General features: G+C 67.9%; 23 protein-coding genes. 6 read left to right on the top strand and 17 right to left on the bottom strand.

Going from position 1 to position 26802, the window contains the following annotated elements:
• Nucleotides 1-3 precede the first annotated feature (3 nt).
• From AACH06_RS04215 to bfr, 5 genes are all read right to left on the bottom strand, one after another.
• Entirely contained in the window at nucleotides 4-4611 is a 4608-nt protein-coding gene (locus AACH06_RS04215) for an alpha-2-macroglobulin family protein (protein ID WP_341424379.1), read from the bottom strand.
• Nucleotides 4608-5312, bottom strand: coding sequence for a DUF1175 family protein (locus AACH06_RS04210; RefSeq protein ID WP_341424378.1), 705 nt, complete (start codon nucleotides 5310-5312; stop codon nucleotides 4608-4610). The genes AACH06_RS04215 and AACH06_RS04210 overlap by 4 nt, the downstream gene beginning before the upstream one ends.
• A complete protein-coding gene (locus tag AACH06_RS04205; RefSeq protein WP_341424377.1) occupies nucleotides 5309-6922 on the bottom strand; it encodes a DUF2138 family protein in 1614 nt (537 codons plus the stop codon). Before AACH06_RS04205 ends, AACH06_RS04210 begins: the two co-directional genes overlap by 4 nt.
• A 161-nt stretch (nucleotides 6923-7083) precedes the next feature.
• On the bottom strand, nucleotides 7084-7323 hold the full coding sequence (locus AACH06_RS04200) for a (2Fe-2S)-binding protein (RefSeq protein ID WP_341424376.1): 240 nt from the start codon (nucleotides 7321-7323) through the stop codon (nucleotides 7084-7086).
• A 151-nt stretch (nucleotides 7324-7474) separates the two neighbouring features.
• A complete protein-coding gene (gene bfr, locus AACH06_RS04195) occupies nucleotides 7475-7954 on the bottom strand; it encodes a bacterioferritin (RefSeq protein ID WP_341424375.1) in 480 nt (159 codons plus the stop codon).
• A gap of 139 nt (nucleotides 7955-8093) precedes the next feature.
• Between bfr and AACH06_RS04190 the strand changes: the two genes are divergently transcribed.
• On the top strand, nucleotides 8094-8654 hold the full coding sequence (locus tag AACH06_RS04190) for an NADPH-dependent FMN reductase (RefSeq protein WP_341424374.1): 561 nt from the start codon (nucleotides 8094-8096) through the stop codon (nucleotides 8652-8654).
• 81 nt (nucleotides 8655-8735) lie between these two features.
• Nucleotides 8736-9017 carry a hypothetical protein gene (locus tag AACH06_RS04185; protein WP_341424373.1) on the top strand — a complete coding sequence of 94 codons (282 nt, stop codon included), beginning with the start codon at nucleotides 8736-8738 and terminating at the stop codon, nucleotides 9015-9017.
• 185 nt (nucleotides 9018-9202) lie between these two features.
• Here AACH06_RS04185 and AACH06_RS04180 read toward each other — a convergent pair whose 3' ends face one another.
• The 9 genes from AACH06_RS04180 to AACH06_RS04140 form a co-directional block, all read right to left on the bottom strand.
• The gene (locus AACH06_RS04180; RefSeq protein WP_341424372.1) at nucleotides 9203-10252 is read right to left on the bottom strand and encodes an FAD:protein FMN transferase; all 1050 of its coding nucleotides are present in this window, start codon (nucleotides 10250-10252) and stop codon (nucleotides 9203-9205) included.
• Nucleotides 10249-11079, bottom strand: coding sequence for a DUF4198 domain-containing protein (locus AACH06_RS04175; RefSeq protein ID WP_341424371.1), 831 nt, complete (start codon nucleotides 11077-11079; stop codon nucleotides 10249-10251). The genes AACH06_RS04180 and AACH06_RS04175 overlap by 4 nt, the downstream gene beginning before the upstream one ends.
• A 16-nt stretch (nucleotides 11080-11095) precedes the next feature.
• Nucleotides 11096-11617, bottom strand: coding sequence for a DUF2271 domain-containing protein (locus tag AACH06_RS04170; RefSeq protein ID WP_341424370.1), 522 nt, complete (start codon nucleotides 11615-11617; stop codon nucleotides 11096-11098).
• 90 nt (nucleotides 11618-11707) lie between these two features.
• A complete protein-coding gene (locus AACH06_RS04165; RefSeq protein ID WP_341424369.1) occupies nucleotides 11708-12388 on the bottom strand; it encodes a PepSY-associated TM helix domain-containing protein in 681 nt (226 codons plus the stop codon).
• Complete coding sequence (locus AACH06_RS04160; protein WP_341424368.1) at nucleotides 12373-13053, bottom strand: Fe2+-dependent dioxygenase; 681 nt, start codon at nucleotides 13051-13053, stop codon at nucleotides 12373-12375. The genes AACH06_RS04165 and AACH06_RS04160 overlap by 16 nt, the downstream gene beginning before the upstream one ends.
• Nucleotides 13054-13083: 30 nt before the next feature.
• Entirely contained in the window at nucleotides 13084-15363 is a 2280-nt protein-coding gene (locus AACH06_RS04155) for a TonB-dependent receptor (RefSeq protein WP_341424367.1), read from the bottom strand.
• A gap of 87 nt (nucleotides 15364-15450) precedes the next feature.
• Nucleotides 15451-15870, bottom strand: a complete 420-nt coding sequence (locus AACH06_RS04150; RefSeq protein ID WP_341424366.1) for an ExbD/TolR family protein — start codon at nucleotides 15868-15870, stop codon at nucleotides 15451-15453.
• Between the two features lies 1 nt (nucleotide 15871).
• Nucleotides 15872-16615 carry a MotA/TolQ/ExbB proton channel family protein gene (locus tag AACH06_RS04145; protein WP_341424365.1) on the bottom strand — a complete coding sequence of 248 codons (744 nt, stop codon included), beginning with the start codon at nucleotides 16613-16615 and terminating at the stop codon, nucleotides 15872-15874.
• Nucleotides 16612-17364, bottom strand: a complete 753-nt coding sequence (locus AACH06_RS04140; RefSeq protein ID WP_341424364.1) for an energy transducer TonB — start codon at nucleotides 17362-17364, stop codon at nucleotides 16612-16614. The genes AACH06_RS04145 and AACH06_RS04140 overlap by 4 nt, the downstream gene beginning before the upstream one ends.
• 420 nt (nucleotides 17365-17784) lie before the next feature.
• Between AACH06_RS04140 and AACH06_RS04135 the strand changes: the two genes are divergently transcribed.
• Nucleotides 17785-19287, top strand: coding sequence for a DUF4139 domain-containing protein (locus AACH06_RS04135; RefSeq protein ID WP_341424363.1), 1503 nt, complete (start codon nucleotides 17785-17787; stop codon nucleotides 19285-19287).
• Between the two features lie 106 nt (nucleotides 19288-19393).
• On the opposite strand, the gene AACH06_RS04130 is transcribed toward AACH06_RS04135, so the two are convergent.
• The 3 genes from AACH06_RS04130 to AACH06_RS04120 form a co-directional block, all read right to left on the bottom strand.
• Nucleotides 19394-19672 carry a hypothetical protein gene (locus tag AACH06_RS04130; protein ID WP_341424362.1) on the bottom strand — a complete coding sequence of 93 codons (279 nt, stop codon included), beginning with the start codon at nucleotides 19670-19672 and terminating at the stop codon, nucleotides 19394-19396.
• Between the two features lie 34 nt (nucleotides 19673-19706).
• Nucleotides 19707-20411 carry a Bax inhibitor-1 family protein gene (locus tag AACH06_RS04125; RefSeq protein ID WP_341424361.1) on the bottom strand — a complete coding sequence of 235 codons (705 nt, stop codon included), beginning with the start codon at nucleotides 20409-20411 and terminating at the stop codon, nucleotides 19707-19709.
• 95 nt (nucleotides 20412-20506) lie between these two features.
• Nucleotides 20507-21274: a TerC family protein gene (locus AACH06_RS04120; protein WP_341424360.1), complete on the bottom strand. Its 768-nt coding sequence runs from the start codon at nucleotides 21272-21274 to the stop codon at nucleotides 20507-20509.
• Nucleotides 21275-21383: 109 nt separating this feature from the next.
• Between AACH06_RS04120 and nhaR the strand changes: the two genes are divergently transcribed.
• The 3 genes from nhaR to AACH06_RS04105 are packed head-to-tail and all read left to right on the top strand — an operon-like array spanning nucleotide 21384 to nucleotide 26802.
• Nucleotides 21384-22280, top strand: coding sequence for a transcriptional activator NhaR (gene nhaR / locus AACH06_RS04115; RefSeq protein ID WP_341424677.1), 897 nt, complete (start codon nucleotides 21384-21386; stop codon nucleotides 22278-22280).
• 49 nt (nucleotides 22281-22329) lie between these two features.
• Nucleotides 22330-24615 (top strand): helicase-related protein, encoded by a 2286-nt coding sequence (locus tag AACH06_RS04110; protein WP_341424359.1) that lies wholly within the window; start codon nucleotides 22330-22332, stop codon nucleotides 24613-24615.
• A 33-nt stretch (nucleotides 24616-24648) separates the two neighbouring features.
• The gene (locus tag AACH06_RS04105; RefSeq protein ID WP_341424358.1) at nucleotides 24649-26802 is read left to right on the top strand and encodes a DUF6630 family protein; all 2154 of its coding nucleotides are present in this window, start codon (nucleotides 24649-24651) and stop codon (nucleotides 26800-26802) included.

The following is a 26802-nucleotide window of genomic DNA, read 5'->3' as shown; positions in this document are numbered from 1 at the left end:
CGCTCAACGCACCTCCAGCATCGCCCAGCCCGGCCTCACCTCGACCGCCTTGGCTTCAGGCTCGTACATGCGGTACAGGCGTGACGGCGGCAGCTGATAGCGGCCGCGCTGCGAGAAGCGCAGCAGGTGGCGCACGGTCACCGATTCACCGGCACCGAGCTTCTCCACCGGCACGGCATAACCCTGGCGAGTGGCCTGGTGGATCGCGCGTTCCAGCGGCGTGGACTGCGCGCCATCGGCGCCCAGCACGTCCAGGCCCCACGTGCCCGACTCGACCCCCGCCCCCGGCGGCAACGCCACTTCGAGCAGGCCCCAGCGCAGCGGCTGTGAGCCGGACACGGTCAGTGCGTCCAGGTAGAGCGTGTTGGTGTCCAGCACCGTGCCCGGAGCGACCGGCTCGAGCTTCACCGTCATCCGGCCATCCGGCGGCGTGCCGGTGGACGCCGCGTCGGCCTTCGGCTTAGCCTGGGGCACGACGCGGAACAGCTTGCGCTCGATCTGCACGGGCAGGGCCGGCGAAGCGCTGGCTTCACTGCTGTCGAATGCAACGAACGCCACCTTCGCGCCGCCGGTGGCAGCCAAGGTCGTGGGCTTGGTGGCGCCGGCCGGCAGCGTCCACACCGGTTGACCGATGCCGCCGCGTGCCGCGACCCAGGGTGCCGGCAGGCTGCCTGCCTCTGCACGCACGTCGGGCGTCCCGCCGATCGCCTTCTGCAACCACAGCAGCGACTGGGCACGGTCGAAAGTGGGCTGCTCTCCGCGCACCTGGGCCAGCAAGGCATTCGCCTGGGCGGCGCCGCCCTTCTTCACCAGCACCAGCAGGCTCTGCACCAGCACCGAAGGCGACGCCGCGAGACGAGCTGCCGCCGCATCGGCCTCGGCGCGTTGTGGCGCACTGGCGCGTGGGCCGGCGGTGTAGGCCGCCAGCACCAGCGCGACGTCGCGGCTGGCCTCGTCCCGCATCACGACACTGCCGCGGGCCGATGCCGCCGCCTCATCGGGCTTGGCGGCCACCAGCTCTTCCACCAGGGCGTCGACCATCGACGCCACCGGCAGGCCCATCTCCTGCATCCAGTGCAAGGCCAGCGCGCGCTGCAGCAGCGAGGCCTTGGCGCCGTCCTTCGCGTAGACGTCCAGCAGACGTTGCCAGTGGGATGCCGGAAGCGGCGCCTTCAGCGCCTGTGTGGCCCGCCAGTCAGCGTAGTACGCATAGGCGGTCAGGAAGGGGTCGTCCGCCATGCCACGGCCCCACCAGCCGAACTGGGCTTGCGGGCCGGCCATCTGCGCCAGCGACAGCCGGGCCGTGGACAGGCGGTGCGTCAGCATCGGTGCGAGCGGCTGCTGCGCGGCCGATAGGCTTTGCAGGGCGATCGACAGCGGCAGCATGCGGCTCGCGGTCTGCTCGACGCAGCCATACGGATACTCGACCAGCTCGTCCACCCAGCGGCTGAAGGCGCCGACCGCTGGGTCAGAGGCGAGGGTCACGCGCACATTGCGGGCATCGGCCGGCAGGCTGAGGGCGGCCGGGCCAGACGAGAGGTCGAGCATCAGCTCGCGTGGCTGGCTCCAGGCCACCGGCACGCGCTGCAGCGGCGTCGACAGGCTGTCCACCACCTTGCCCTGGTGGCGCAAGGTGACCGTGAGGTCGAGCGCACCGGCCGCCTCGGCCGACAGCGGCAAGGTGACGAAATTGGCCCCCGGCTTCAGCGACAGCTTGCCCTGTTGGGACACGCCACCGCCCTGCGCCGACCACTCGACCTCTTGCGCATCGCGGCCCTGATTGAACAGAGCGATGCTGGCGTCGGCCCTGTCGCCCACGCGCTGCCAGTCGGGGCTGGTCCACTTGGCGTAGAACGCCTTGTCACTTCGAACCCAGGCGGTCTGCTGGCCCACCAGGCCCTGCGCGTCGACAGCGCGGCCGGTGAGTCGCCAGCGGGTGAGCGAGTCGGGCATCTTGAAGCTGAACCGGGTGCGTCCGCTCGCGTCGGTGCGCAGCCTCGGCTCCCAGGCGGCCGTGTCGACGTTGTCGCGTCGCGGGCGCTCCAGCACCTTGATCGCCCGTTGCGGCTCACCGCGACGTCCGGGCAGCTCGCCCAGCTTGTTCGTGGCCAGGTCGTAGCCGATGAACGAGAGCGACACGCTGGTGCGCACGTTGTTGCGGCGCGGGTGGTAGAAGAAGTCGTCGATGGTCGGGGCGATCTCGGGCTGCAGCACGTAGATCATCTCGTCGACCACGCCCACCGCCACCTCGGCCGCCACGGGCTTGCCGCCCACCGTGGTGCTCACGTCGACGTTCACCACCTCGCCCGGCGCATAGACCGGCTTGTCGGTCTTGAACTCGATGGCCACCCGCGGCTGCACCACGCTCAGACCCTGATTCTGGAACACGCTGTCGCCATGCTTGGCGTAGGCCACTGAAACCGTGACGTTGGGGCTCATGGCGGCCGTCACCGGCACACGCACCCGCCATTGCGTGGGGCCAAGGCGTTCGGTGGTGAACCCTTCGCCGCCGCGCGTGAGCAGGGCCGCCGCGTCGACGCGCTCGCGCTCGATCGTCAGCAGCGCCTGGTCGACCGGCTCGGGAAAGGTCACCAGCGCTTCGGCGGTTTCGCCCGGGTTGTAGCGCGCCTTGTCGAACACGATGCCGATGCTGCCGGCCGGCGCTTTCAAGCCTTCGCCGGCCACCCAGTGCGAGGTGGCGGCCACGATGCGTTTTTGCGCATCACGCAAGGTCACGGTGTACGAGCCTGGTTGAGGGAAGCTCAGGTCGACCGAGCCGCCCGAGGCGTTGCCACCGGCGGCCAGGTTGCCACTGGCGCGCTGGCGGTCTTCCAGGCGCAGCCATTCCCAGGTCGTCGGCTGGCCCGGCGTCGCATCGGCAGCGCGGCGGCTGGGGCTCCAGCGGAAAGCCAGGCTCTCGTTCGGCTTGGAGAACTGGCGCTGGGGTGTCAACAGCCAGCCTGCACTGCCCCGCTCGACCAGCAGCTCGCGGGTGCTGCGCACGCGGTAGGCGGCGCCATCGGTGGCCAGCACGGTGAGCACGTAGCGGCTGGGTTGCTCGGCGGCGGGCAGCTTGAAGCGCGCCTGGCCCGAGCCATCGGTGACCAGCTCGTCCTGCGACAGCTTCAGCGCAAAGGCGCCGCTGTAGTCGAGCTCACCTTCGATCATGCTGAGGGCTTGCGCTCGCGCACTCAAGGACAGGCGCGCGTTGGCCACCGGTTTGCCATCGGGGTAGTTCAGCTGGATGGCGCCCGCCACCTCGTCGCCAGTCGCGAAGTCGGCCTTGTCAGGCAGCCATTGGATCTCGAAGTGGGGTTTCTGGTAGTCGGCCACGCGGAAGGCGGCGGTGTAGTTGTCGCCCCGGAGCGTGAGCATCATCTCGTAGCCGCCCGCCGCCGCGTTGTCGGGCAGCTGGAAGCGGCCGTCAGCACCACTCGCGCTGCTGAACTTCATCGTCTGCGTGGCCACCACCTGGCCGGCGGGGTCGCGCACCACCAGGCCGATATCGCCATCGGCCAGGGCCACGGATTCGCGGGCGTTCTTGAACTCGCGGCCGGTCACTTTCACGAACACCGAGTCGCCGGGCCGATAGAGCGGCCGGTCGGTGGTGGCATAGACCTTGGCGTTGTAGATCTCGCTGTCGTAGTAGAAGTTTTCAGAGATGAAGACACCACCCGCCGGGTCTTCACCGAAGACGTAGGTCTGCTCGGGGGCCGCGGGGCGGTCCATGCGCAGCAGGCCCTGGGCATCGGTGCTGCCGGTCTTGAGCACGCCCACGCCGTCCGTCCAGACGACCTTGGTCGAAGGCACGGCGGCGCCCTGCGCTCGGTGCGCGCTCCACACCACCATCTGTGCGCCAGACACCTTGGTGAGTGCGAGCGTGTCGCTGACGAACACCAGCGTCGTCGCCCGGTGCTGGCCCGCCATGGCCTCGACGAGGTAGAGGCCGGGCTTTTGCGGGCCGAGCGGAATGAAGACGTTGCCGGAACTGGGCTGGATGAACTCGCTCGAGCTGCCGGCGAGCTTCAGGTCTTTCGGCGGCTCGATCGGCTTGGCCAGATGCACCGGGTAGCGGAAGCGGTCGACCACGGGCAGGCCTGGCAGGGGCTTGAACTGCGGCGGCTCTTCGAAGTTGGACGGCCGCGTCAGCTGCGGCGAGGTCTTCAGCTCAGGCGCCTGGGCGGTCACCGCGCGACGCGCATCGCCGCTGAACAGCTTCTGCCAGGCGATGCGGGCCTTGACGACCCAGCTGTCCCACAGGTGGGTCAGCGTGTTGGCGAGGCCTTCGCCCACTGGTTTGGCCTCGACCTGGATGCGGTGCAGGTTGCGCTGCTTTTGCAGGAAACCCAGCGGCTCGGGCACCCGATACAGCACAACATCGACACCGCCGACGGTCGACAGCTGATCCGGGTTGTTGATCTCCAGCCGCACCTTGGCCGCCTCGCCGCCGCCGAAGGTGGCATCGGACAGCAGGAAGAACGGCTCACCGACGAAAGGCGAGCGGTAGTTCGGCAGCGGCGGGTCGTCTTGCGCCACCACGGCAGCCGGGCCAAGCACGGAGAAGGTCAGCGCACACGCCAGCCAGGCGCGGCGAAGCAGGGTCGAAGTCATGCGAGGAACGCCAGCCTGTGCAGGCCGACGAAGTTCGGGTTGTCGGTGGCGGGCCGCCAGCGGGTGTCGGTCCAGGCCATGAGTTGCGCAGGGCGCAAGGCCCGCAGACCGTTATCGCCCTTGTCGACACGGCCGGTGTGGTACGCGATGTACGAGCCCATCCAGACCATCAGGTGCTGGTCGTCGCCGAAGTCGTAGAACAGCAGATCGGCGCTCTGGGCCTGGGCCAATTGCCGGCCCACGAAGCGGGTGTTCGCCTGCACCAGGTCGATGGCGGAGACGAAGGCGCCCTGGGATCCGTCGGCGCGGCGCCAGGTGTGCCGCAACGGCGCCGCGGCCGCGGGGTCGATGTCCGGCGGCAGACGGCGGCCCAGCAGGCCCATGGAGCGCCGCCAGGCGAGGTCATGGTCGCGCAGCGCTTCGGCCACGGCAAAGCGCACCAGCCCGGCGCAGTCACGGTGCGTCCAGCGCGGGGTGGGGCCCTGCTCGACCTGGGCGTGGATCAGCACGGTGATCCAGTCGCGCAGGCAGCGCGATTGTTCGGGGCTGAGGCGTGGCGCGTCGGCGTTGGCCGGCAAGGCGGCACCGTTCGGCGCCGCCCCAGCGGAGACGGCATGCGCCGCCTGCGGCCAGGCCCCGACGGCCAGCGCCGACAGGGCACCGGCCAGGCACTCGCGCCGTGAAGGCACCCACGGGCTCATGGCGTGCCGGGCGTGGGGGACGTCGACTTGGGCGAAGCCGGGGCATTCGCCGCCAGCGGCCGCCAGTCCAGCGCGACCCAGCCCTGCGCATCCGGCTTGCCTTGGGGCACGGCCTGCGCGGCAGGCAGCTTGCCGAAGTCGGCCAGGCGGGGCAGCAGTTGGGTCTCGGCGGCCTGACGCATGCCACCTTGTTCGCGCGGCAGCACGGCGAGCGTTTCGCGCTTGAACAGCTCTGCCATCTGCGCCGGTGCCGCCACCGCCACCGGCGAGGCACCGGCGGTCGTATCGGCCACGCTGGGGTAGCGCCGGGCGATGGCATCCTCGGCGCGAGACACCAAGGCCTCGTCCGGCGAGAACAGCCACCAGTCGCCAGCACGACGGAAAGCGGCGCGGTAGCCCGACGCATCGTCGAGCTTGCGGGCACCGTAAGGCGCGGCGATGTCGGCCGCCTTGTCGCCCGACTGCCAGGCGGTGCCCCGCGGCAACCACCAGCGCATGAACGCCTCTTGCACCTCAGCGCTGGGCGCGGGGCCCTTGGCATGCGCCACCATCAAGGGCGTGTGCAGCTGCGATTGGCCGTACCAGCACACCGCCGCCGGGCCATCGAAGCTCTCGGCCATCTGCTTCAGCGCGGACGCCGCGTCGCCTGCGTCTGCGCCCAGCACGGTGCGGGCCACCGTCCAGTCCACCGGCAGCACCGAGCAGGCCGCAGGTTGCGCCGGCAGCGCCGCCCAGGGCGAGGCCGGCCAGCCGGCGCCCTGGCGGATCCAGCTGCGTAGCGAGGCACCACCGGGCGCCACCTCCACGCGCAGGGCCTGCAGCGAGGGCATGAAGCGGTGATACCCAAGCGCCAGCAGCGGCCCGCTGGCCACCAGGCTGTGCTGAGCCCCCGGCGCGCCCAGCCCGAAATGCCGATGCCACACCCCTTGCTCGCCTTCGTCGCCCGAAAGCAACTGGGCCAGCACCTTGGCCGCCTCAGGATCGGCCCGGCGCTCGTTGTCGAACAGCAGCCCTGGGTCCGACAGCACCACGACGCGGTTGCCCCGTGAGGCGATGGCCAGTGTGCGGCGCGGCGACACCGTGAGAGCGTAAACCGGCACCTTCTGAAGGCCGAAGGCCGCCAAGGGCACCTCGGCCACCAACGACAGCTGCTTGTCGTTCGCCGCGATGGCACCCACCCCCTGGATGACCTTGGCCAGCGCATTGCGGGACATCGCCAGCGCCCAATCGCGGGCGGCGCCACGGTCATCGGCCCACAGCGCCACCTCGGCAGGCTGGTCGAGCACCAGGGCAAGAAGGTCGTCGGTGAAAGTGGTCTCGTGCTCGAAGGCCACACGCTTGATCGCGCCCGCCACGCCGAGACGGTCTTCATGGGCCTCGTAGTAGAAGACGAAGTCTTCGGTGAGCAGCTCTCGCAGCACCGGTGCCTTGATGAGATCGCGTGACAGCCCCGTCAGCGAGGGCGTGGCGAGGTAGGCCGCTGGCGCCCGCCAGTCCACCCCCTTGGCGTTGATCTGGCCACCGTAGCGTGCATAGCCGAATGTGGCCACGCCAACGCCGATGGCGACCACTGCGCTCGCCCCCAGGGCCCAGGCCCATTTCTTTTGCACGTGCTCCCCTCCTCACTCATGCAGCGGCGCGCTGCTGGGCAGCGACTCTAACCGCAGTGCATCCAGACAGTGGCGCCGACACGGCGCGGGAGAGGCCCCGCTTTAGGGGTTGTGAGACATTCGCCCGCCGCCGCCAGACAGTGGGCGAGGCACGGCGACCGTCAGGCCGTGTGGGCCGGGCCGGTCGTGGCCTGGCCGGCGCCACCGGCGTGGACGTGCTGGCCACCGCAGCCGCGCGCCGCGCAAGCCTCGTCGAAGATCATCTGCGCGCAGTCCAGGCAATTGCCGCAGTTCGACGCCACGCGCGTCAGGTCTTGCAGCAGCTCGAAATTGGTCACGCCTTCACCGACCACACGGTGGATGTCCCGATCAGACACGCGATGGCAGAGGCAAACGATCATGGCAGAGCTGGCAACGGCGGGGCGATTCCCCGAGACACACGCAGTGTACACGGAATAGGAATCCTTCTCATTACCGTTTGAGTATCGAGGGCATCTCACCCTCGGCCCCGCACTGGCTGTCTGCCTCTCAGGCTGTCTGCCTGTCAGCCTCTCAGCCCACCTCGCCCGCGGCGGCCGACTGGATCCAGTTCTGCTCACCCATCTGGGCCACCAGGCCGATCTGGGTTTCCAGGTGGTCGATGTGCTCTTCGGTGTCTTCGAGGATGTCGCCGAGCAGATCGCGCGAGACGTAGTCGCGCACCGATTCGCAAAAGGCGATCGCCTCCTTCAGGTGCACCTGAGAGGCCTGCTCCAGTTTCAGGTCGCAAGTGAGCGTCTCGACCGCGTTCTCACCGATATAGAGCTTGCCCAGGTCCTGCAGGTTGGGCAGGCCGTCGAGCATCAGCACCCGTTCGATCAAGCGATCGGCGTGCTTCATCTCTTCGATCGATTCTTCGTATTCGTGCTTGGCCAGCTTCGCCAGACCCCAGTTCTTCTGCATGCGGGCGTGGAGGAAATACTGGTTGATCGCCGTCAGCTCCATCTTCAACTGGGCGTTGAGATACTCGATCACTTTGGCGTCGCCTTTCATGGCTTTCTCCTTCGGGGTCTGTCGTGGGCGAACGTGCATTGTGCGGTGGTTCGTCTGGCCGACGATACCCGCGAAGTTTTGGTCTGAGCGCGAATCGCTTGCATTTCGGCGGGTCGCGCGCCACCACCTGGAGCCCCTCTTGAGACCCCCTCACCGCGTGCTCGCGTTGTGCGGCAGCCTCCGCGCCCGATCGATCAATGCCGCCTTGCTGCGTGCCGCCAGCCGCCTGGCACCGCAGGGCATGACGGTCGCCGTGTTCGACCACCTCGGCCGGTTGCCCCTGTTCAACCCCGACCTCGAAGCCGACACGCCGGAACCGGTGCAGCACCTGCATGCGCAGGTGAGCCAAGCCGCGGCCCTGCTGATCGCCAGCCCGGAGTACGCCCACGGCGTCACCGGAACGATCAAGAATGCGCTGGACTGGCTGGTGAGCTTCGAAGACTTCGTCCACAAGCCGGTGGCCGTCTGGAACGCATCGCCTCGCGCCCACCACGCCGACGACGCTTTGCGCGAAACGCTGAAGACCATGTCGGCTGACCTGGTGGAGCACGCCTCGATCACCTTGCCGCTGCTGGGCGCCCACCTGGACGAAGCCGGCATGCTGGCGTCGTCCACGGTGGCCCCGGCGATTCGTGACGGGCTGTTGCAGCTGCAACGCCATCTGGACGGCGAACCGGGCCCGGCCTTCGGCGGTCTCTGACCTCGACACCGAAGGCCCACGGCGCGACGAGCCAGGCAGGGGTATGCTGCGCCGACTTCAGCTTTACCAAATCACCTCATCATGGCGCGCGCTCTTGTCTCTGCCCTTGTCACCGCGGGAGCCTTTGTGGCCGCGATCGCGCTCAATCCGTCCGCCGACAAGCACCGCGAAACTATCAAACAGGCCACTTCGGAGCGCAGCCCGCTGGCCGGCGCGCTGGGGCTCGGGCACTTGACCGCCTTCGTCTCCAACTACCACTCGATCGGCGTGGCCTCGTACACCACCGCCAACGGCAAGACGCTGTCCTGGGGCGCCTTCGGCATGGTCTTCGTCGCACAGAACTCGCTGACCGACGAAAAGTGAGGCCTGCGGCACCGCGCCGGGGTTCTCAGAGGCTGAGCGTTTTTCGGCGGTGCCCGAAAGAGGCACCCAGGCGACCCGGATCGAGGCGCAAAGCACAGCCATAGCTCGGGCTATGGCGAGCATTGGCAACGAAGAGCCGGGGCGTTTGGGGGGTCAAGACGGGCATCGGCGAAAGACTCTCAGCCTCAGTCGTCCAGCCAGTCCTTCAGCGCAGCGGTGGCCGCCTCGCGCCAGCCGCCGGCACCATCGCGGGCGGTGAACCAGGCGGCGACGCGGTGTTGGTCGGCCCAGGCCAGTCCTTCATCCCAGCCCATCACGAACAAGGCGGTGGCCAGCGCATCGGCGCGCGCCGCACTGCGGTGCAGCACCGTGACCGAGGCCAGATCATGCTCGACCGGGCAGCCGCGTCGCGGGTCGAGCGTGTGGGAGCGCCAACGGCCCTGCGTGTCACGAAAGCCTTGCCGGTAGTCGCCGGACGTCGCGACCGCCTGCCCGATCAGTGCAGCACGCAACGGCGGCAGGTGCGCTCCGCCCGGCGGGCGCTCGATCGCCACCCACCACGGTTGACCATCGGGCTTGAGGCCTTCCCCCCGCAGCTCGCCGCCCAACTCGAAGAGGAAGCTGCCGAAGCCCAGGGCCCGCAGCGCAGCGCCCACGGCATCCACCGCATGGCCCTTGGCGATGGCCGACAGATCGAGCCGGCAGCCGCCGGGTTGTCGCAGCCTGCCCTCATGCCACGCCAGTGAGCGCCAGGGGGCTGATTCCGGCACGGGCGGGGCGACCGGTGGCGAGGGCGCGAAGCCCGGGCTGTCGTAGCGGGCGATCGGCCCGAAGCCCCACCGCTGCACCGCCTCGGCGATGGTCGGATCGAAGGCACCGCCACTCTGATGCGCAACCTCCAACGCCATCCGCATCACGTGGGCAAAGTCGGGTGAGAGCGGCATCGACTCGCCTGCCGCCAGACGGTTGAACGCGCTCAGCTCCGACTCCGGCTCCCAATGGCTCATTTGCCGCACGAGTTCGGCCAGGCAGCCTTCGACCACCCCGCGCACGGGGAGCACCGGCTGCTGCGGCGTCACGGCCAGCACCAGCCGCCATACCGTGCCCATGCTGCGGCCCGCCCAGCGGTGCAGCACGGCGTCGCGCGGTGCAGTGACCCACGGTGCGTCTGGCGGCACCCACACCACAGGCGCGGGCGCCCGCGCTGCCACCGTCGAGGCCGCGGCGTCCGTCACCGCGGCCGGACTTCGAAGGTGGCGCTGTAGCTGAAGCGGCGCTGAGGCGCTTGCGAGGGTGTTGCCGCGCCGTCGGCCGACACGCTGTGGTTCACGCCGAGCCAGTAGCGGCCGGGCTCGGTCCACGCGACCGCGAACTCGCCGCGGCCGTCGCTGCGCAGCGTCTGCTCGCCCATCTTGTAGCGGTAGCGATTGCCGCCGCGCATCAGGCTGATCGCTGCATCCACCAAGGGTTGACCATCGAGCAGCAGGCGAAAGCGGGTGCGGTCGCCGTCACTTAGATCGACCGGCGCATCGAGCGGGATGAGTTCGAGGCCTTGGCCCACCGCGGCAAACGGCTTGTCGCTGGGCTTGTCCCGGGCCACAAAGGTTTCGATGCGGTTGGACAAGCGGGTGACGCGCACCTCCTCGGCTTGCGGCGGGCGTTCCTTGTCCCAGTCTTGCTGGCTGCCTCGGAAGCGCTTGGTCTCGTTGCCGAGCTTGTAGCTGGCCATCACGCCCTGGCTCACGCTCGCCACCCGGTAGGTGCCCGGTTGGTCGAGGTTCAACTCGAAGCTGCTGCGGTGCCGGGAACTGGTGTTGACCGCACGGGGCTCGATCTTCGAGCCGTCCGGCCCGGTGACCACCAGGCTGTCCAATGGCAGGCCGCGGGTGTCGAACTCGAACAGGTCCTCGCTGGCAGCCGCGTCGATCGCCACGGCAGCGTCCTTGCCGTCCAGCAGGGTCTGGTTCGGCAGCAACCATGGGTGGTGCGCCAGCGCAGCCTGGCTGCTGAGAAGAAGGACCGCAGCACCCGCCAGGGTGCGGGTCATCGTGTGAAGCATCATGTCGTCGTCCTTTCGATCAGGGTTTGCCTTGCAGGCTGATCGCACCCAGCTCGTGCTCGCCCTGCGCCTTGGCCTGGGCGACGCCGGCCATGGGCCATCGCAGCGGCAGACGCAGCACCTCGCGACCACCCCCCTCCCGCGCCGCCTCGACGACGACCTCGTAGTCACCAGCCGGCAAGGTCGCCAGCGCCTTCGCGCCGCCAAGCTGTACCAAGTGTTCGCCCGGCGCACGAGTAGCACCGCTGACACCGTCCATCGGCATCTGCGCGTCTCGCCCGCCCTGGCGCCACCATTGCCGCAGGTCACGCAGCCATTTGGCGCCAGCGTTGTCCTTCTTCTTCAGGTCATACCAGACCGCCAGGTGGCCGGCAAAGCCCTGGTCGCTGGCGCGCTGCAGCCACACGGCCACGTAGGGCGTGTGGTACTCGGCCACCGCCAGGCGCGGAATCTCCAGCTTCAAGGACAACTCGGCCGCCTGGGCCGAATAGGGTGCCGCGGCCAGGGCGGCCCCGAGCGAAACGGTGTAGCGAAAGTTCATCGGACGAGAGGGAGTGGACACAGGATGAGAAAGTGCTGAGCCGTGGGACAAGGGGAATCGCAGCCGGCCTGGGAGGCTGGCGAAGAGCCGTCAATGCGCGACCCAGATCGCCAGGATCCAGGGCAACAGGAAGCCCACGATGACCAGCGGCCACGTGATGGGACGGCGGCGTGCGTGCAGGGCCAGCAGCAGCAGCCCCGTCACTGCCGCGAGAGAGCAGGCGATTGCAAACACATCAATGAACCATCGCCACGCCACACCGGTGTGGCGCGCCTTGTGAAGATCGTTGAGCCAGGCGATCCAGCCGCGGTCGCTGTCTTCCCATTCGACGATGCCGCGCTCGCGATCGATACGCAGCCACGCGTCGCCGCCGGGCCGGGGCAGCGAGAGGTAGATCTCGTCGCGGCTCCACTCGGCTTCGGTGGCGGCGTCCCACGGCAGGCCGATCTGTTCCTGCACAGCGCTGGTCAATCCCGCCGGCAAAGGCGCACGCGCCGATCCCTCGGCGGCCGGCGCGCCCCGCCCCAGCGCCGCACGGTCTTCCGCAGAGAGATCGAACTGGCCGGTGCGCACCGTCGGCCGCGCCTCGATGCTGACGGCGTGGTTGAGGGTGATGCCGGTGAGCGCAAAGGCCAGCAGGCCCACCAGCGTGATGGCCGAGCTGATCCAGTGCCACGGCAGGATGGCCTTGAGCCAGCGGGCACGGCGCTGTGCCGCCTCCACGCCCGACGGGCGCGGGTTCACCGCCACGGAGGTCAGACCTTGATCCATCGGCGCAGCAGGTTGTGATAGCAACCGGTCAGTTGCAGGCGCGCGGCTTCATCGGCGTTCGTTTGCGCCAGGCGCTGGATGGCGGTGTCCAGGTCGAACAGCAGGTTGCGTTCCCCCTCGTCGGCCACCATGCTCTGAACCCACATGAATGAGGCCAGACGCACGCCGCGCGTCACCGGCTCGACGCGGTGCAGGCTGCTCGACGGGTAGAGGATGAGATCCCCCGCGGGCAGCTTGACCGAGTGGGCCCCGTAGGTGTCTTCGATCAGCAGCTCGCCGCCGTCGTAGGTATCGGGGTCGGTGAGGAACAACGTGGCCGACAGGTCAGTGCGGAACTTGCGGCCCGTGCCGGGCAGCAGCCGGACCGCGTTGTCGACGTGCGCGCCAAACGTCTCGCCACCCTCGTAGCGGTTGAACATCGGCGGGTACACCTCATGGGGCAAGGCGGCGCTGATGAACAGCGGATGCCGCTCTAGCGCCGCGAGCACCATCTGGCCCAGCTCCAGAGCCAGCGGCGATGCTTCGGCCAGCTGGCGATTGCGCTTGACGCGCGCGCCCTGATGGCCCGCGGTCGCGAGGCCGTCGACCCAGGGCGCGCGCTCGAGCGCTTCGCGCGCGGCCCGCACCTGGGCCGCGCCCAGCACGGCGGGAATCTGCACGATCATGGTCCAGCCCTCCGCGCCGGGTTCATCACATCAGAAGCGGTACAGCGCGCTGACCAGGGCCGTGCGACCACGCACCGGCGTGGCACGGCCGGCGCTGCTGGCTTCGAAGTACACCGCATCGCTCAGGTTCTGCAGGTTCAGACGCACTTCCCACGTCTTCTGCAGATAGGCCACCGTCGCATCCCAGCGGGTGTAGCCATCGACCTTGGCCGTTTCGTAGTTGTTCAGCCAGCGTTCGCTGGCGAACTGCGCACCGCCGCCCAGCTCCCACTGCGGAGTGAGCCGGTAGGTGGTCCACACGGTGGCGTTGTGGCGCGGCGTATTGGGCGCCGTCTTGCCTTCGGCCGCGATGCCAGCGTCAGCGTTGCTGCCGATCTGCGGCGACTCGACGATCTTGCCGTTCAGGTAGGTGTAGCCCGCGAAGACTTCCCACTGCGGGCTGAGGCGGCCGGTGGCGCCCAGCTCCAGGCCATCGACGCGGATGAGCCCTTCCGTCACCTGGGTGCCGGCGGCATCCTGCGTACGCGGGTTGGTCTTCTCGATGCGGAACAGCGCGCCAGTGACGCTCAGTTCGCCGTCCAACAGGTCGAGCTTGGCCCCCAGCTCGAAGGAACGGTTGCGCTCGGCCGCAAGTTGTGCCGTGCTGGCGCTCTGCGACACCGTCTCGCCGGACGGGTTGAACGAGGTGCCGTACGAGAGGTAGTAGCTCTGCGAGGCATCGGGCTGGAACAACACCCCCGCGCGCGGGCTCCACATGCTTTCAGACTTCGGTGCCGCGGCCTCGGTGGTGTCTGCCGGGAAGCCGTTGGGCAGCGTGTACTTGACCAGGCTCGAATCGACCATGAACCGCTCGTTGCGCAATCCGCCCACCAACTTCCATTGCGGCGTCAGTTCGACCTGATCGTTCAGGTACACGGCGACCGTGTCGGCATTGGTCGTGGTCGTGCGCGACAAGGCGTGCGAGCCGGTGATGCCCGTGTAGACGGGCGAGCCGAGGTTGATGGTGGCCGCGTCCACCGAGGTGTTCCAGGCGTAGCGGTCGTCGCGGTTGCGCTCGTGGGCGAGCTCGACGCCCGCGGTCAGCTGGTGGGAGACGGTGCCGGTCTTCCAGGTGGTGACCACGTCTGTCTGGCTGATCAGCGAGGTGTCCTTCAGGTGGCGCTCGCGGGTGGAACGGGCAGCGACGAGATCGTTCAGGTCGTCGTGGCGCGTCGGCACCGTGCCGTTGACATTCGTCACCGCACCGAGCGGGTTGGCCCGGGCGTGGGTGCGGTTGTCGCTCAGCTGCAGTCGGGTGCGCAGCGTGGTGGCCGCGCTCGCCTTGTGCTGCAGTGACAGCGTCAGCACATTGACGTCCTGGTTGAACTGGTCGTCGGTGTAGCCGTAGAAGTTGTGGGCGGGCGCATCGATCGGCTTGCGCACCGTGCCCTCGCCCGCGGTGGTGACGAACGGGAAGCCGTAGTCCGGGATGTCGCGGCTACGCTGCACCAGGGCGGCGACGGTGAACTCGGTCGGCGTGCCGATGCCCAGGCGAACCGACGGGGCCACGCCCGCCCCCTTCTGCCGCGCGACATCGCGGGTTGATTCGATCTGCTGGCCAAAGGCCGACACTCGGAAGGCCGCGCTGCCGGACAGGGCCTTGTTGAAATCACCCGTGGCGCGGGTGTAGCCGTCGGTGCCGACGGTGGCACCCACCTCCCCACTGTCTTTCAGCTCGGCCTTCTTGGTGATCTGGTTGATCACCCCGCCGGTCGAGCCGCGGCCGAACATCATCGACGACGGCCCCTTCAGCACTTCGACCGCCTGCAGCGCAAACACGTCGCGGGTGTATTGGCCACGGTCACGCATGCCGTCGAGGTACACATCGGTGCGGGCCGAGAAGCCCCGCAGGTTGATGTTGTCGCCGATCACACCACCCTCACCTGCACCGAGCGTGATGCCGGGCACGTTGCGCAGGGCATCTTTCAACGATGCGGCGGCCTGGCTGTCGAGCAGCTTGCGGTCGACCACCGTGATCGATTGCGGCACATCGCGCACGTCCTGTTCGAATTTGCCGCCGCTGCTGGCACGGCTGTTGTCGCGCTCGGCAGTGGCGGTGGCCTTCACCGGAGGCAGGCTGGACTCGGTGGTCTTCGCGGCGTCTGTACCCGCGGGCGCAGGCATCGATGGGGCGGTTTGCGCCTGGGCCGTGCCGAAGACCAAAGCGAGCGTGGCCGCACGCAGGCTGAAGGGGATGGCGGCGGCCGATGTGGTGGCCGACGGCGTCGTCGACAGGGGTGCCTTCGGGTTGGCGGACGTGGGGGTGTTCAAGAAACTTCTCTCGTCGTCAGGTTGGCGATTTCCCTGGCTGGCGAAGGGCTGGCAGTGGGGAATAAACGGGGGCATGAAGCGCGTGGTTCAGCGAGGCTCGGGCTCGCTGACGAAGCCGATCTTGTGAACGCCGGCCTTCGAGGCATCGGCCAAGGTTTCGGCCACGGCGCGGTACGCCACGGCCTGGTCGGCACGAAGGTGCACTTCGGGCACAGGCTGCAGACGGCCGGCCGCGGCGAAGCGCTGCGCCGCGTCGGTGCGCGACACGGGCTCGCCGTTCCAGAACCGCTGCCCCTGGCCGTCGATCGCAAAGTCGATCTTCTGCGGCTTGAGTTCGTTCGGCTGCGAGGTGACCTGCGGCAGATCGAGCTTCACCGCGTGGGTGAGCAGCGGCGCGGTGACGATGAAGATCACCAGCAGCACGAGCATCACGTCGATCAGCGGGACCATGTTGATCTCGTTCATCGGCGCCGCGGCGCGCTGTGAATCGAAGCTGGCGAAGGCCATGTCAGGCTCCGGCGCGCGCGGGCATCGCGTGCACATTGGCGCTCGGCTCGGCGCCTTGCCGCAGGGTCTGGCCCAGTGTCAGGAACGACATCAACTCGAAGGCGAAGGCATCGAGCTTGGCGGTGAGCACGCGGTTGCTGCGGGCCATCCAGTTGTAGGCCATCACGGCCGGGATCGCGACCGCCAGGCCCAGGCCGGTCATGATCAGCGCCTCGCCCACCGGCCCGGCGACCTTGTCCAGCGTACCGGCGCCGCTCATGCCGATGGCGACCAGCGCGTGATACACGCCCCACACCGTGCCGAACAGGCCGACGAACGGTGCGGTGGCACCAATCGTCGCCAGCAGCGTCAGCCCACTTTCGAGCTGCATGGTTTCTTCATCCAACACCTTCTTGATGGTGCGGGTGAGGAACTCCTGCTCGCTGCCCGCTTCGGCCAGCTTGGCCGCCCCGTACTTGCGGTGATGGGCCTTCGCGTGCATCGAATGCGCTGTGAGATGGGCGAAAGGCTCGTGCACGCCATGGGTGGTGATCTCGGCCTGCACCTCGTCGAGAGAAGTGGCGTTCCAAAAGAAGCTCAGGAACGCTTCCGAGCGGCGCTTGCGAAAGAACTGCGTGAGGCCCTTGGTCGCGATGAGCACCCACGAGGTCACCGACATCAGCACCAGGATGGCGAGCAGCGTTTTGCCCACCGCGTCGCTTTGCCCCAGAAAGTGGGCCAGCCCCAAGGTGTTGGGCTCCGTCATGACTTGTTCTCCAGTTCGAATTGAATGGGCACCGTGGTCCACACGACCAAGGGCACGCCGTTTTCCGTGTAGGGCCTGAATCGGGCCGCACGCACTGCGGTGAGCGCGGCGGTGTCGAGCCGCGCGGATCCGGACGACCTCGACACCAGCACCTGGCGCGCACGCCCATCGGTGCCGATCTCCACCTTCAACAACACCTCGCCTTGCTCATGCAGGCGACGCGAGGCCAGTGGGTACACGGGTGCGGGCGGCTCGAGGTAGCTGACCGCGGTGGCGGGAATGGTGCGGGCCACCGGCTCGGCCGCCGGGGCGGGGGCAGGCGCTGGCGCTGGCGCAGGCACCGGCTCGGCCGGCGGCGCGGGCTCGGGGGGCGGCACCACCATCGCGGCAGGCGCGGTCTCGGCCGAGGGCGCCGCTGCGATCAGCGGGGCTGGAACGGGTGGTTGCAGGCGGGGCCGAGCCACCGGCGGCGGCGGGGGTGGTGGCGGCTCGGGGACCGGCGGCGCGGCAGCCACGAAGTCGACGACCATGGGTGCGACCTCGGCGAGGGCCTGGCGAACCGAGGCCATCTGCATCAACCCCCAGGCACCGGCCAGGTGGGCGAGGCACACGAACCCCACCAGGGTGCGCCGCGCCCAGGGGGGCAACGGCGTGGTGGAGCTGCCCCGCAGCGCGGCGCTGGGCACGGCGGGCTCGCCACGGTCGGCCCGGACAGCGTGCGTCACCGGCTGCGGACAGGTGGGCCGCATGGCAGCTTGCTCAGCCTGTGTCGACGGCGACACCCAGCCGGCCGCGCCCGTCGTGGGCGGCACCTTCTCGTTCGGCAGTCGGCTGGACGAATCCGGCACGTGAGCAACTCCTCGCGCAGCAAGCAGGCCTTCCCTTGTCAGGGAGGGCCATGGGGTGATGGGCTTGGCTGGCGGGGCGCTGCGGGCGGCGGGAAAACGGTTCCGCGTCGCGAAGACGGGCGCTGGGCTGGCTACTTCACATTATATTGCGAATCATTCGTATTTGCGTCATTGTCGGTTTGGCACCACGTGGTGGATGTCGTCTGGATGCCCGCCTTGGCCGCGAGGGACTTTTTCTGCGTGGCCTAACCCCGCTGCAGTGCGCAGCCCGTACAACCCTTCAGAACGCTCGCTGTCGCGACGCGACCCTGGAGAGACCTCATGCCCCACCGCTCGCTTTCTTCCTCCACGTCGGCCGTGGCCACCTTGGTGCTGAGCGGCGCCACGGCCGCGCTGGTGCTCAGTGGCGCCACGGCGGCCGCCGAGTCCTCACCCGCCGGCACCGGTCCCAGGGCTGAACGCCGCAGCACGCTGGACGACCAACAGTCGGTGGCCATCACCATCTACAACCAGGATCTCGCCCTCGTGAAAGACACCCGCAAGGTGAACATCGACGAAGGCGCACAGCGGCTCGCGCTTCGCGATGTGAGTGCCCGCATTCGTCCAGAGACCGCCCAGCTCAGAAGCCTGTCGAATCCTGGGTCGTTCAGCCTGCTGGAGCAAAATTTCGACTTCGACCTGCTCACCCCGGCCAAGCTGCTGGAGAAGTACGTCGGGCGCACCGTGCGCGTCGTTCGCACGGCATCGAACACCGGCGTCGAGACCACCGAGACCGCCGAGGTGCTGAGCGCCAACAGTGGTGTGGTGCTGAAGATCGGCGATCGCATCGAAACAGGGGCGCCCGGGCGGATCGTCTTTGATGGGGTGCCGGCCAACCTGCGCGACCGGCCGACCTTGGTCACCGAGCTTCAAAGCCGACGCGCCGGCCCGCAGGACATCGAGTTGTCCTACCTGACCGGAGGGCTCTCTTGGCGGGCAGACTATGTGGCCGAGCTGAGCGCCGACGATGCCTCACTCGACCTGAATGGCTGGGTCACGCTCACCAACCAGAGCGGCACCACCTACGCCAACGCCAAGCTGCAGTTGGTGGCCGGCGACGTGAACCGGGTGCAGGAGGAAGTGCGTCGCGCGCGCAAGGAAGTGGCCCTCGCTGGCGCGGCGGCCCCAATGGCTGACGCCATGGCGCAGGAGTCGCTCTTCGAATACCACCTCTACACCTTGAACCGCCCCACCACCCTGGCCGAGAACCAGACCAAGCAGGTCGCACTGATGAGCGCGAGCGGCGTGCCGGTGACCAAACAATTGCTGTTCAGCGGCGGCGACTACTACTACCAAACGAGCGTGGGCGACATTGGCCAGAAGCTGAAGGCGGCCGTCTACGTGGAGTTCAGCAACCGCGAATCGGCCCGTCTTGGCCTGCCGCTGCCCAAGGGGGTGGTGCGGGTCTACAAGCGTGACAGCGCCGGCAACGCGCAGTTCGTGGGCGAAGACCGCATCGACCACACGCCAAAGAACGAAACCGTCCGATTGCATCTGGGCGACGCCTTCGACGTGACCGCGGACAAGAAGCAGACCGACTTCAAGCGACGCGAACCCACCAACCGGGCCAGCTACGTCTATGAAAGCGCCTACGAAATCGTGCTGCGCAACGCCAAGTCAGAACCGGTCACCGTCACCGTGCGCGAGCCGGTGCCCGCCGAGTGGACGATGCTGAATGAAACCCACCCGCACACCAAGGCCGCCGCCGGCACCGCCGAATGGCGCATCGCGGTGCCCTCCGGTGGCAGCACCACGCTGAAGTACCGCGTTCTGGTGCGCACCTGAATCCGGACGCGGGCAACGCGTCCCTCACCTTGAAAGGGAAAGAGCCGCACAGCGAATGCGGTGCGGCTCCGGGTGACAAGTGCCTTGGGCCAGGCAGCGCGGAACTTCAGTTCGTCTTGATCTCTCGCGCCTCGATGTCGACCACCTCGCCGACCGGTGCGCGTTGGCGTGGCGCCGACGGGCGCCACGACCCCAGGTCGATGCGGGAGACCGGGCCGCGCGGGCGGCCCCGGAACAGGGACCGCAGCAACAACCCGGCGATCAGCAGCAACCCGAGCAGCGCGGTGCCCGCCAGCAGCGCGATACCGAAGACCAGCCGCAGGCCGCGGCCGATCGCCATCAGCAGCCCGCTCAGCGGCGACGTCACGGGCGAAGTGTGGTTCATGAGAGTGTCCGTTCGTGCAGTGGGCCGGAATGCGTCACTCGTCGCTGCTGCCGAAGATGCCCAGCAGGCTCAGCAGCGATTGGAAGACGTTGAACAGGCTCAGGTAGACGCTCAGTGTGGCGCTGATGTAGTTCGTCTCGAAGCCGTCCTGGACGCGCTTGAGGTCGTACAGGATGAACGCCGAGAAGATGCCCATCGCCAGCACCGACAGCGTGATCATCAGCGCGCTGCTCTGGATGAAGAAGTTGGCAATGCCGGCCACCAGCAGCATCACGGCGCCGATGAAGAGCCACTTGCCCATCGAGCTCAGGTCACGCTTGATGACCGACGACATCGTCGCCATGCCCAGGAAGATCAGGCCCGTGCCGCTGAATGCGGTGGCAATGAGCGCGGCACCGTTGCCCATGCCGAGCACCACCCCGATCAGGCGCGAGAGCATCACGCCCATGAAGAAGGTGAACGCCAGCAACACCGGCACGCCGGCCGCCGAGTTCTTCGTTTTCTCGATGGCGAACATGAAGCCAAAGGCGCCGACCAGGAAGGCGACCAAGCCCACCCCGCCGGACATCATGCTGGACAGGCCGGTGGCCACGCCGAGCCAGGCACCGAGCACCGTCGGCACCATCGACAACGCCAGCAGGGCGTAAGTGTTGCGCAACACCCGGTTGCGCTCGGCTGGGCTCGCGACGCCCATGCCGACAGCGTTGAAGCCGTCGGAGCGAACTTGTTGCAGGTTCATGGCAGTCCCTTCAAAAAAGGCAGGTTGGACGACGTCACTCTAGGGCCGAAGACACTTCGTGAACAGTCGAATGTTTCGAACTTCAGCTTCGGCATTTACGAAGCATTGGCCTCTTTGGCGGCGGCTTTGAGCGCCAGACGCTTGCTGCGCGAGCGGATGTTGAGGGACTCCACGGCCAGCGAGAAGGCCATCGCGGCGTAGATGTAGCCCTTGGGCACGTGCATGTCGAAGGCTTCTGCCGTGAGCGCCATGCCGACCATCACCAGGAAGGCCAGCGCCAGCACCTTGACCGAAGGATGCTTCTCGACGAATTCGCCGATCGGCTTGGCCGCCACCAGCATCACGCCCACCGACGCCAGCACCGCCGCGATCATCACGCCAATGCGGTCGACCATGCCGACGGCCGTGATCACCGAGTCGAGCGAGAAGACGATGTCGATGATGGCGATCTGGCCGATCACGCCCCAGAACATACCCTTCTTGGCGCTCGCCGACGGCGCGGCCGTTTCGTCGGGCGAATGCTCTTCACGGGCCTCCACTTCGACGAAGATCTCGTGCGAAGCCTTGTAGAGCAGGAACAGGCCACCGGCCAACAGCACGATGTCCCGGCCGCTGATGCCCTGCCCGAACACGGTGAACAGGTCGGCCGTCAGACCCATCACCCAGCTCAGCGACAGCAGCAGCATCACGCGGGTGAGCATGGCGAAGCCCAAGCCGAGGCGGCGTGCCGAATCCCGCTGCTCAGCGGGCAGGCGGTTCACCAGGATCGAGATGAAGATGATGTTGTCGATGCCCAGCACGATTTCGAGTGCGGTCAGCATCGCGAAGGCAATCCACAGGTGAGGGTCGAGCAGGAATTCCACGGGGGGCGCCTCCGGTTGAAAACCAAGCACTGTAGGCAAACAGACACTTAGCGTACAGTCGAAACATTCTTGCCAACCGTACGATTTTCGCGAAGCGTTGGCGATGTCGATGAATTTCAAGCACCTTCACTACTTCTGGGCCGCCGCCAAGGCAGGCGGCATCGTCCGGGCGGGCGAGCAACTGCACATCTCGCCGCAAACCTTGTCCGGCCAGATCAAACTCCTGGAAGACCGCCTCGGTTGCGCCCTCTTCCGCAAGGCGGGCCGCGGCCTGGAACTGACCGACGAGGGCCGGCTGGTGCTGGGCTACGCCGATCAGATCTTTGCCCTGTCGGCCGAGCTGGAAGCCAAGCTGAGCGAGGCACGCAGTGGCGAACGCACCCTGGATTTCCAGGTAGGCATCGCCGATTCGGTGCCCAAAGCCGTCGCCTACCGGCTGCTGGAGCCGGCGCTCGGCCTGGCCGAGCATGTGCGCCTCATCTGCCACGAGGGAAAGTTTCAGGATCTGCTCGGGCAACTGGCCGTCCACCGTCTGGATCTGGTCATCGCTGACGAGCCGATGAGCCGGCAGATCAGCGTCAAGGCCTTCAACCACCTGCTCGGCTCGACGGAGATGAGCTTTTTCGCCGCGCCCGCACTCAAGCGCAGCCTGGCCGGGGAGTTCCCGCAGTGCCTGGATGGCGCGCCGATGCTGCTGCAGAGTTCGACCTCCGCGATGCGTCAACGCTTCGACTTCTGGCTGGCCATGCACAAGATCCGCCCTCACGTGATTGGCGAATTCGACGACGCGGCGCTGATGAAAGCGTTCGGCGGCGAGGGGCGTGGCGTCTTCATGACGCCGACTGTGCTCGAATCGGAGACTTCTGCGCAATATGGCGTCCGTGTGGTCGGGCGCACCTCGGAGCTGGTCGAAGAGTTTTATGCGGTGACCGTCGAGCGGCAGATCTCCCACCCCTGCATCGCCGCCATCACCGAGCGCGCAGAGCAACAATTGCTGGGCACCTGAGCCGGGCCCAACACCCCTATCCCTGTGCGGCCCACGAGGCTGCGTCTCGATGACCGACAAGAACACGCCTTCGCCAGCCAAAGCCGCGCGCCCCGCGAGCGAGCCCCGCGGCAATACCCCCAGCCTGCCGAACCCCCGCCACCTGTCACGCCTGCCGGCCCACATCGGCAAGGTCGAGTTCAACCGGCTGCGGCAAGGCTCCTACGCCTTGCCGCAGGTGGTCAAGCCGGCCGATTACCTGCCCGAGAACAGTCCGGAGGCCGAACAGCACCTGGACAAGATGGGGCTGGTGCTGCTTCAGAAGGCCACGGCAGGGCTGCGGGCCAGCCGATGGATCGAGCCGGGGCTGATCGACGCCGCCCTCGCGCACCTGGACGCCGTGGGCACCGGCGCCGAAGCACGCCCGCTGATGCAGGAACGCACGGCGGCGCTCGAATCGGCCGCCGTCACCCGGCGCGCCGGCCAGTGGACGCGCCTGATCCGGCATGGGTTGACGATCCCGAGCACCGGCTGGCGCCTGCCGGTGCTGTTTCGCGTTCCAGTTGACCGGGACATCATCTGGGCCTTCTACCGCACCGGCGATGTGCCGGCCCTGCACGCCGCACTGGGCCCGCCCCTGCCCTACCCGCACGCCGAAGCGCTGGTAGCCCATGTGGAATCGCTGGTGGGACGCAGCCGTGCTTTGAACCCGGGACAGCTGGATTCGCTGCTGCCGCGCCTGCAGGCCGAATGCAGCGGCCCACAGGCCTTGGTGACCGACCCCGATGCCCTGGCGGAGCTGCAAGCCGCCTGCAGCCGGGCACAAGACCGCTGGGAGCACCATGTCGCCGAACAGGACACGCTCGCGCGCTTGAACAGCGAGCTGGCCTTCCAGGGCTACCCCGATACGTTCGAGAAGGCTCGCCGCCTGCAGCGACGCGTCACGTTGTATGTCGGCCCGCCGAACAGCGGCAAGACCTATGCGGCCTTCGAGCGTCTGGCCCAGGCACTCGATGGCGCCTACCTGGCCCCGCTGCGTTTGCTGGCCCTCGAAGGGCGCGATCGACTGGTCGGCCGAGGTGTGCCGTGCTCGCTGCTGACCGGCGAAGAGAACGTGCCAGCCAGCAATGCCCGGGTCGTGTCGAGCACCATCGAGATGGTGAACACCCACACCCCGATCGACGTGGCGGTCATCGACGAAGCGCAGATGATCTTCGACCCCTCGCGCGGGTGGGCGTGGACGCAGGCGATCGTCGCCGTACCGGCCCAGGAGGTGATCATCATCTGCTCGGCCTATGCCGTGGCGGCCATCGAGCGGTTGTTGGGCCTGTGTGGAGAGTCGTGCACGGTCAAGCGTTTCGAGCGCAAGCAGCACGTCGAGCGATTGACCCAGCCGGTGGCTGTTTCCGAGCTGAAGAAGGGCGACGCCGTGGTGGCCTTCAGCCGGCGCGACGTGCTGATGCTGCGCGACCAGATCGCGGCGAACGGGCACCCGGTGTCGGTGATCTACGGCGCGCTGCCGCCTGAAGTGCGCCGGCGAGAGGCGGAGCGCTTTGCCAGCGGTGAGTCGCATGTGCTGGTGGCCACCGATGCGATCGGCATGGGGCTGAACCTGCCCATTCGCCGGGTGCTGTTCAGCACGATGAACAAATTCGATGGCGTGGCCGACCGCGAGTTGAGTGTGTCCGAGGTGCACCAGATCGCGGGCCGCGCGGGCCGATTCGGCATCCATGAAGAGGGCTATGTCGGCGTATTGCAGGAAGCCGAGCCTTCCGCCGCCCGTGCCCTGAAAGACCTGCTGCCGAAACAGCCGCGCGCGCCGCGTGACTTCAAGGCGCCGGTGGCCCCCAACGGCTGGCATGTCGAGACGATCGCCAGCCGCCTCGGCAAGACCCGGCTGCGCGAGGTGCTGGGCGTGTTCGTCGAGCAGTTGAAGCTCGACGATGCGCACTTCGCGGTGGCTGAACTCGACGTGATGCTCGAGCTGGCCCAGCAGCTCGACGACAGTGCCGGCCGATTGAGCCTGCGCGATCGTTTCATTTATGCCCAGGCGCCCGTGGACAGCCGTACCGAGGGCCAGGTACAGGAATTCCTCGACTGGAGCCACCAGCATGCCCGACACGGCCGCGTGAACCCTCCGTGGTTCCTGGACGACGTTGATGGCCACAGCCGGCTCGATGCGATGGAGCAGGCCTTGCGGGCCTGCACCTTGTGGCTCTGGCTGGACCTGCGCTTCCCCGGCATCTACGGCCACGTCGACGAGGTGCACGCCCTGCGCGCCGACCTGAACGATGGCATTGAGCGACAACTCAAAGGCAAGCGACCGCTGGCGCAGCGGCGCGGACGGCGCCGTTGACCCCTGCCCCGCCAGCGATCCCCCCGAACGACCATGAATCCCGTCTACCTGTACTGGGCCGAAGCCGAGCCCACCCTTGAGAACTGGGCCCAGCTCAATACCCGCGGCATCGCCGAGTGGTCCGATGCGGTGCCCCTGCTTTTCCTTTGGCTGATCGGCCCGACGCCACGACGATGCGTCTGGCCGGCGTACAACGACGGTCCGCAGCCGCCGGCACTGATCTGCCCCTGGGACGAAGCCTCTGGGCGCCTGCAGGCACTGCGGGCACGCCTGCAACGCCCCGAGCACGCCCATGACGGCGCCGCCTTGCGGCAATCACTGCAAGGGGTGCTCGAGGCGTTCGCCGACACGCAGACCGGCCATTTGGTGTTCGATGCTTCCATGCTGATGCACGCCGAGCACGGCCGTAAATACGACAAGCCCGGCTATCGCAAGGCGTTTGAACAGCTGCAGAGCCAAGCCACGGCGCTGGCCGCCGAGTGGGCCGACGAGACCCGGACGGCACCTGCGCTGCAACTTCTGTTGGCCCAACCCGTCACCTCCGTGGGCTACTGGGGCGCGGAAGTCGCTACCGGATGCTGGCAAGACCCGTCCGAGTATCCGGACGACCTGCCAGACTTCCTCGCCGAGTACAGCGGCAGCTGGTACGACGACGGAAAGTCAGCGGCCGAGTACGACACCAAGCTGGGCGCCTACGTGGTGCGCCGCTGCCAACGCGGCCAGCCCCACCAGGAAGGCGCCGTCACCGCGTATGGCCGCTGGCTGGTGCCGGTCGGCCCGCATCGGGTGCTGACCAACCGCTACGACGACGACGCCAAACGCGCGTGGATCACCCTGTTGCGGCCAGCCGATTCGCCGAACGATGAGCGCTACGGCCTGCTCGATTCGAACGGCATCGAAGTGCTGCCCGCCATCTTCACCCATGTCAGCACGGTGGGAGACCGGCTGGTGCTCTGCCAGGCCCCCGACTCACCGCGGGGTGTCGACGGTGAGGCCAGCTACGAGTTGCGCCGCATCGACACCGGCGAGGTCATCGAGCAGCAGCTCGGCGGCCGGTTCTTCCACGGCCGAGGCGATGGCTATATCGAGGCCGAGCGTGCGGACATGGATGGCCCCAACCGGATGGCCCTGCTGGACTTCGACGGTCGCCGGGTGACGGACTTCGCCTTCAGCGGCTTCTCGCCCTTCCACAAGCGCCACAAGGTGGCCATGGCCGCCCGGGATGGCCGCTGGGGGTTGATCAACGCACGGGGCGAGGTCATCCTGCCCATGGTCTACGACCGGATGTCGATGAAGAACGGCGGCGGGCCGCCCCACTTCCACGGCGACAGCGTGCTGATCTTCACCGTGGAACACGATGCCGAGGGCAACGCCATCCATGGCAGCGACCGGGTGGGCATCGCCGACAAGCACGGCCGCGTGATCGTGCCTCCGACGATGCACCCCTGGCATCTGCAGTGGGCCTTCGACAAGAACGGCTGCATGCTGGTGCACCAGGACGATCTGCTCTACCACCTGCACGCCGATGGCTCGCTGTCGGCCCCGCTCGGCAGCCGGCAAGCCACGCTGGACGAGATGAAGCGCCAGTTCGATCAGCGTTGGCAGCGCGGCGAGCCCGCCGACGCCAGCACACTCGCCGGGGAGGTCGATCGCGAGGCCTGCCGCGAACTCATAGGCTTGTTGTGCCGTGGCATGGACGACACCGCCGCCACCTTGCAGGCGCAGCTGGACGATTGGCTCGACGAGGCCGCCGCGGGCTCAAGCGATGAAGACAGTGATGCCGCAGACGACGAAGACGGCCCGAGCTCGTTCCACGTCATGCCTGACGACGGACCCGCGACGCCGTTCTTCCGGGCCATCGCCTATGCACTGCGAGACCACTCGGTGTGGATGCACCTGGACTGGAAGGCCGCCGATGAAGTGCCTCATGCGGCGGCGCATCTGCCCGACATCAAGGCCTTGCAAACCTTCCACTGGGATGGCCTGGCCAACGGCGAAGACATGCAGGACGGCCTCGAGGCGCTCGCAGCCCACATGCGCGTGGCGGGCTGGTCGCTCATCAGCTTTGACACCCAGGCCGACGACTACCTGATCGGCGCCGTGGCCGAGGTGGACACCGACCGCTGCCTGGCATTGGCGCAGGCGCTGCGGGTGCCCATCCGGCTGGTCAGCGAGCCGGACGCCTGA

Origin of the sequence: Ideonella lacteola, assembly GCF_038066555.1 — a bacterium.
In the GTDB taxonomy this organism is placed as follows: domain Bacteria; phylum Pseudomonadota; class Gammaproteobacteria; order Burkholderiales; family Burkholderiaceae_C; genus Ideonella; species Ideonella lacteola.
The sequence above is the reverse complement of the archived record's forward strand: the minus strand, read 5'-3'. Positions and strand labels throughout refer to the sequence as shown.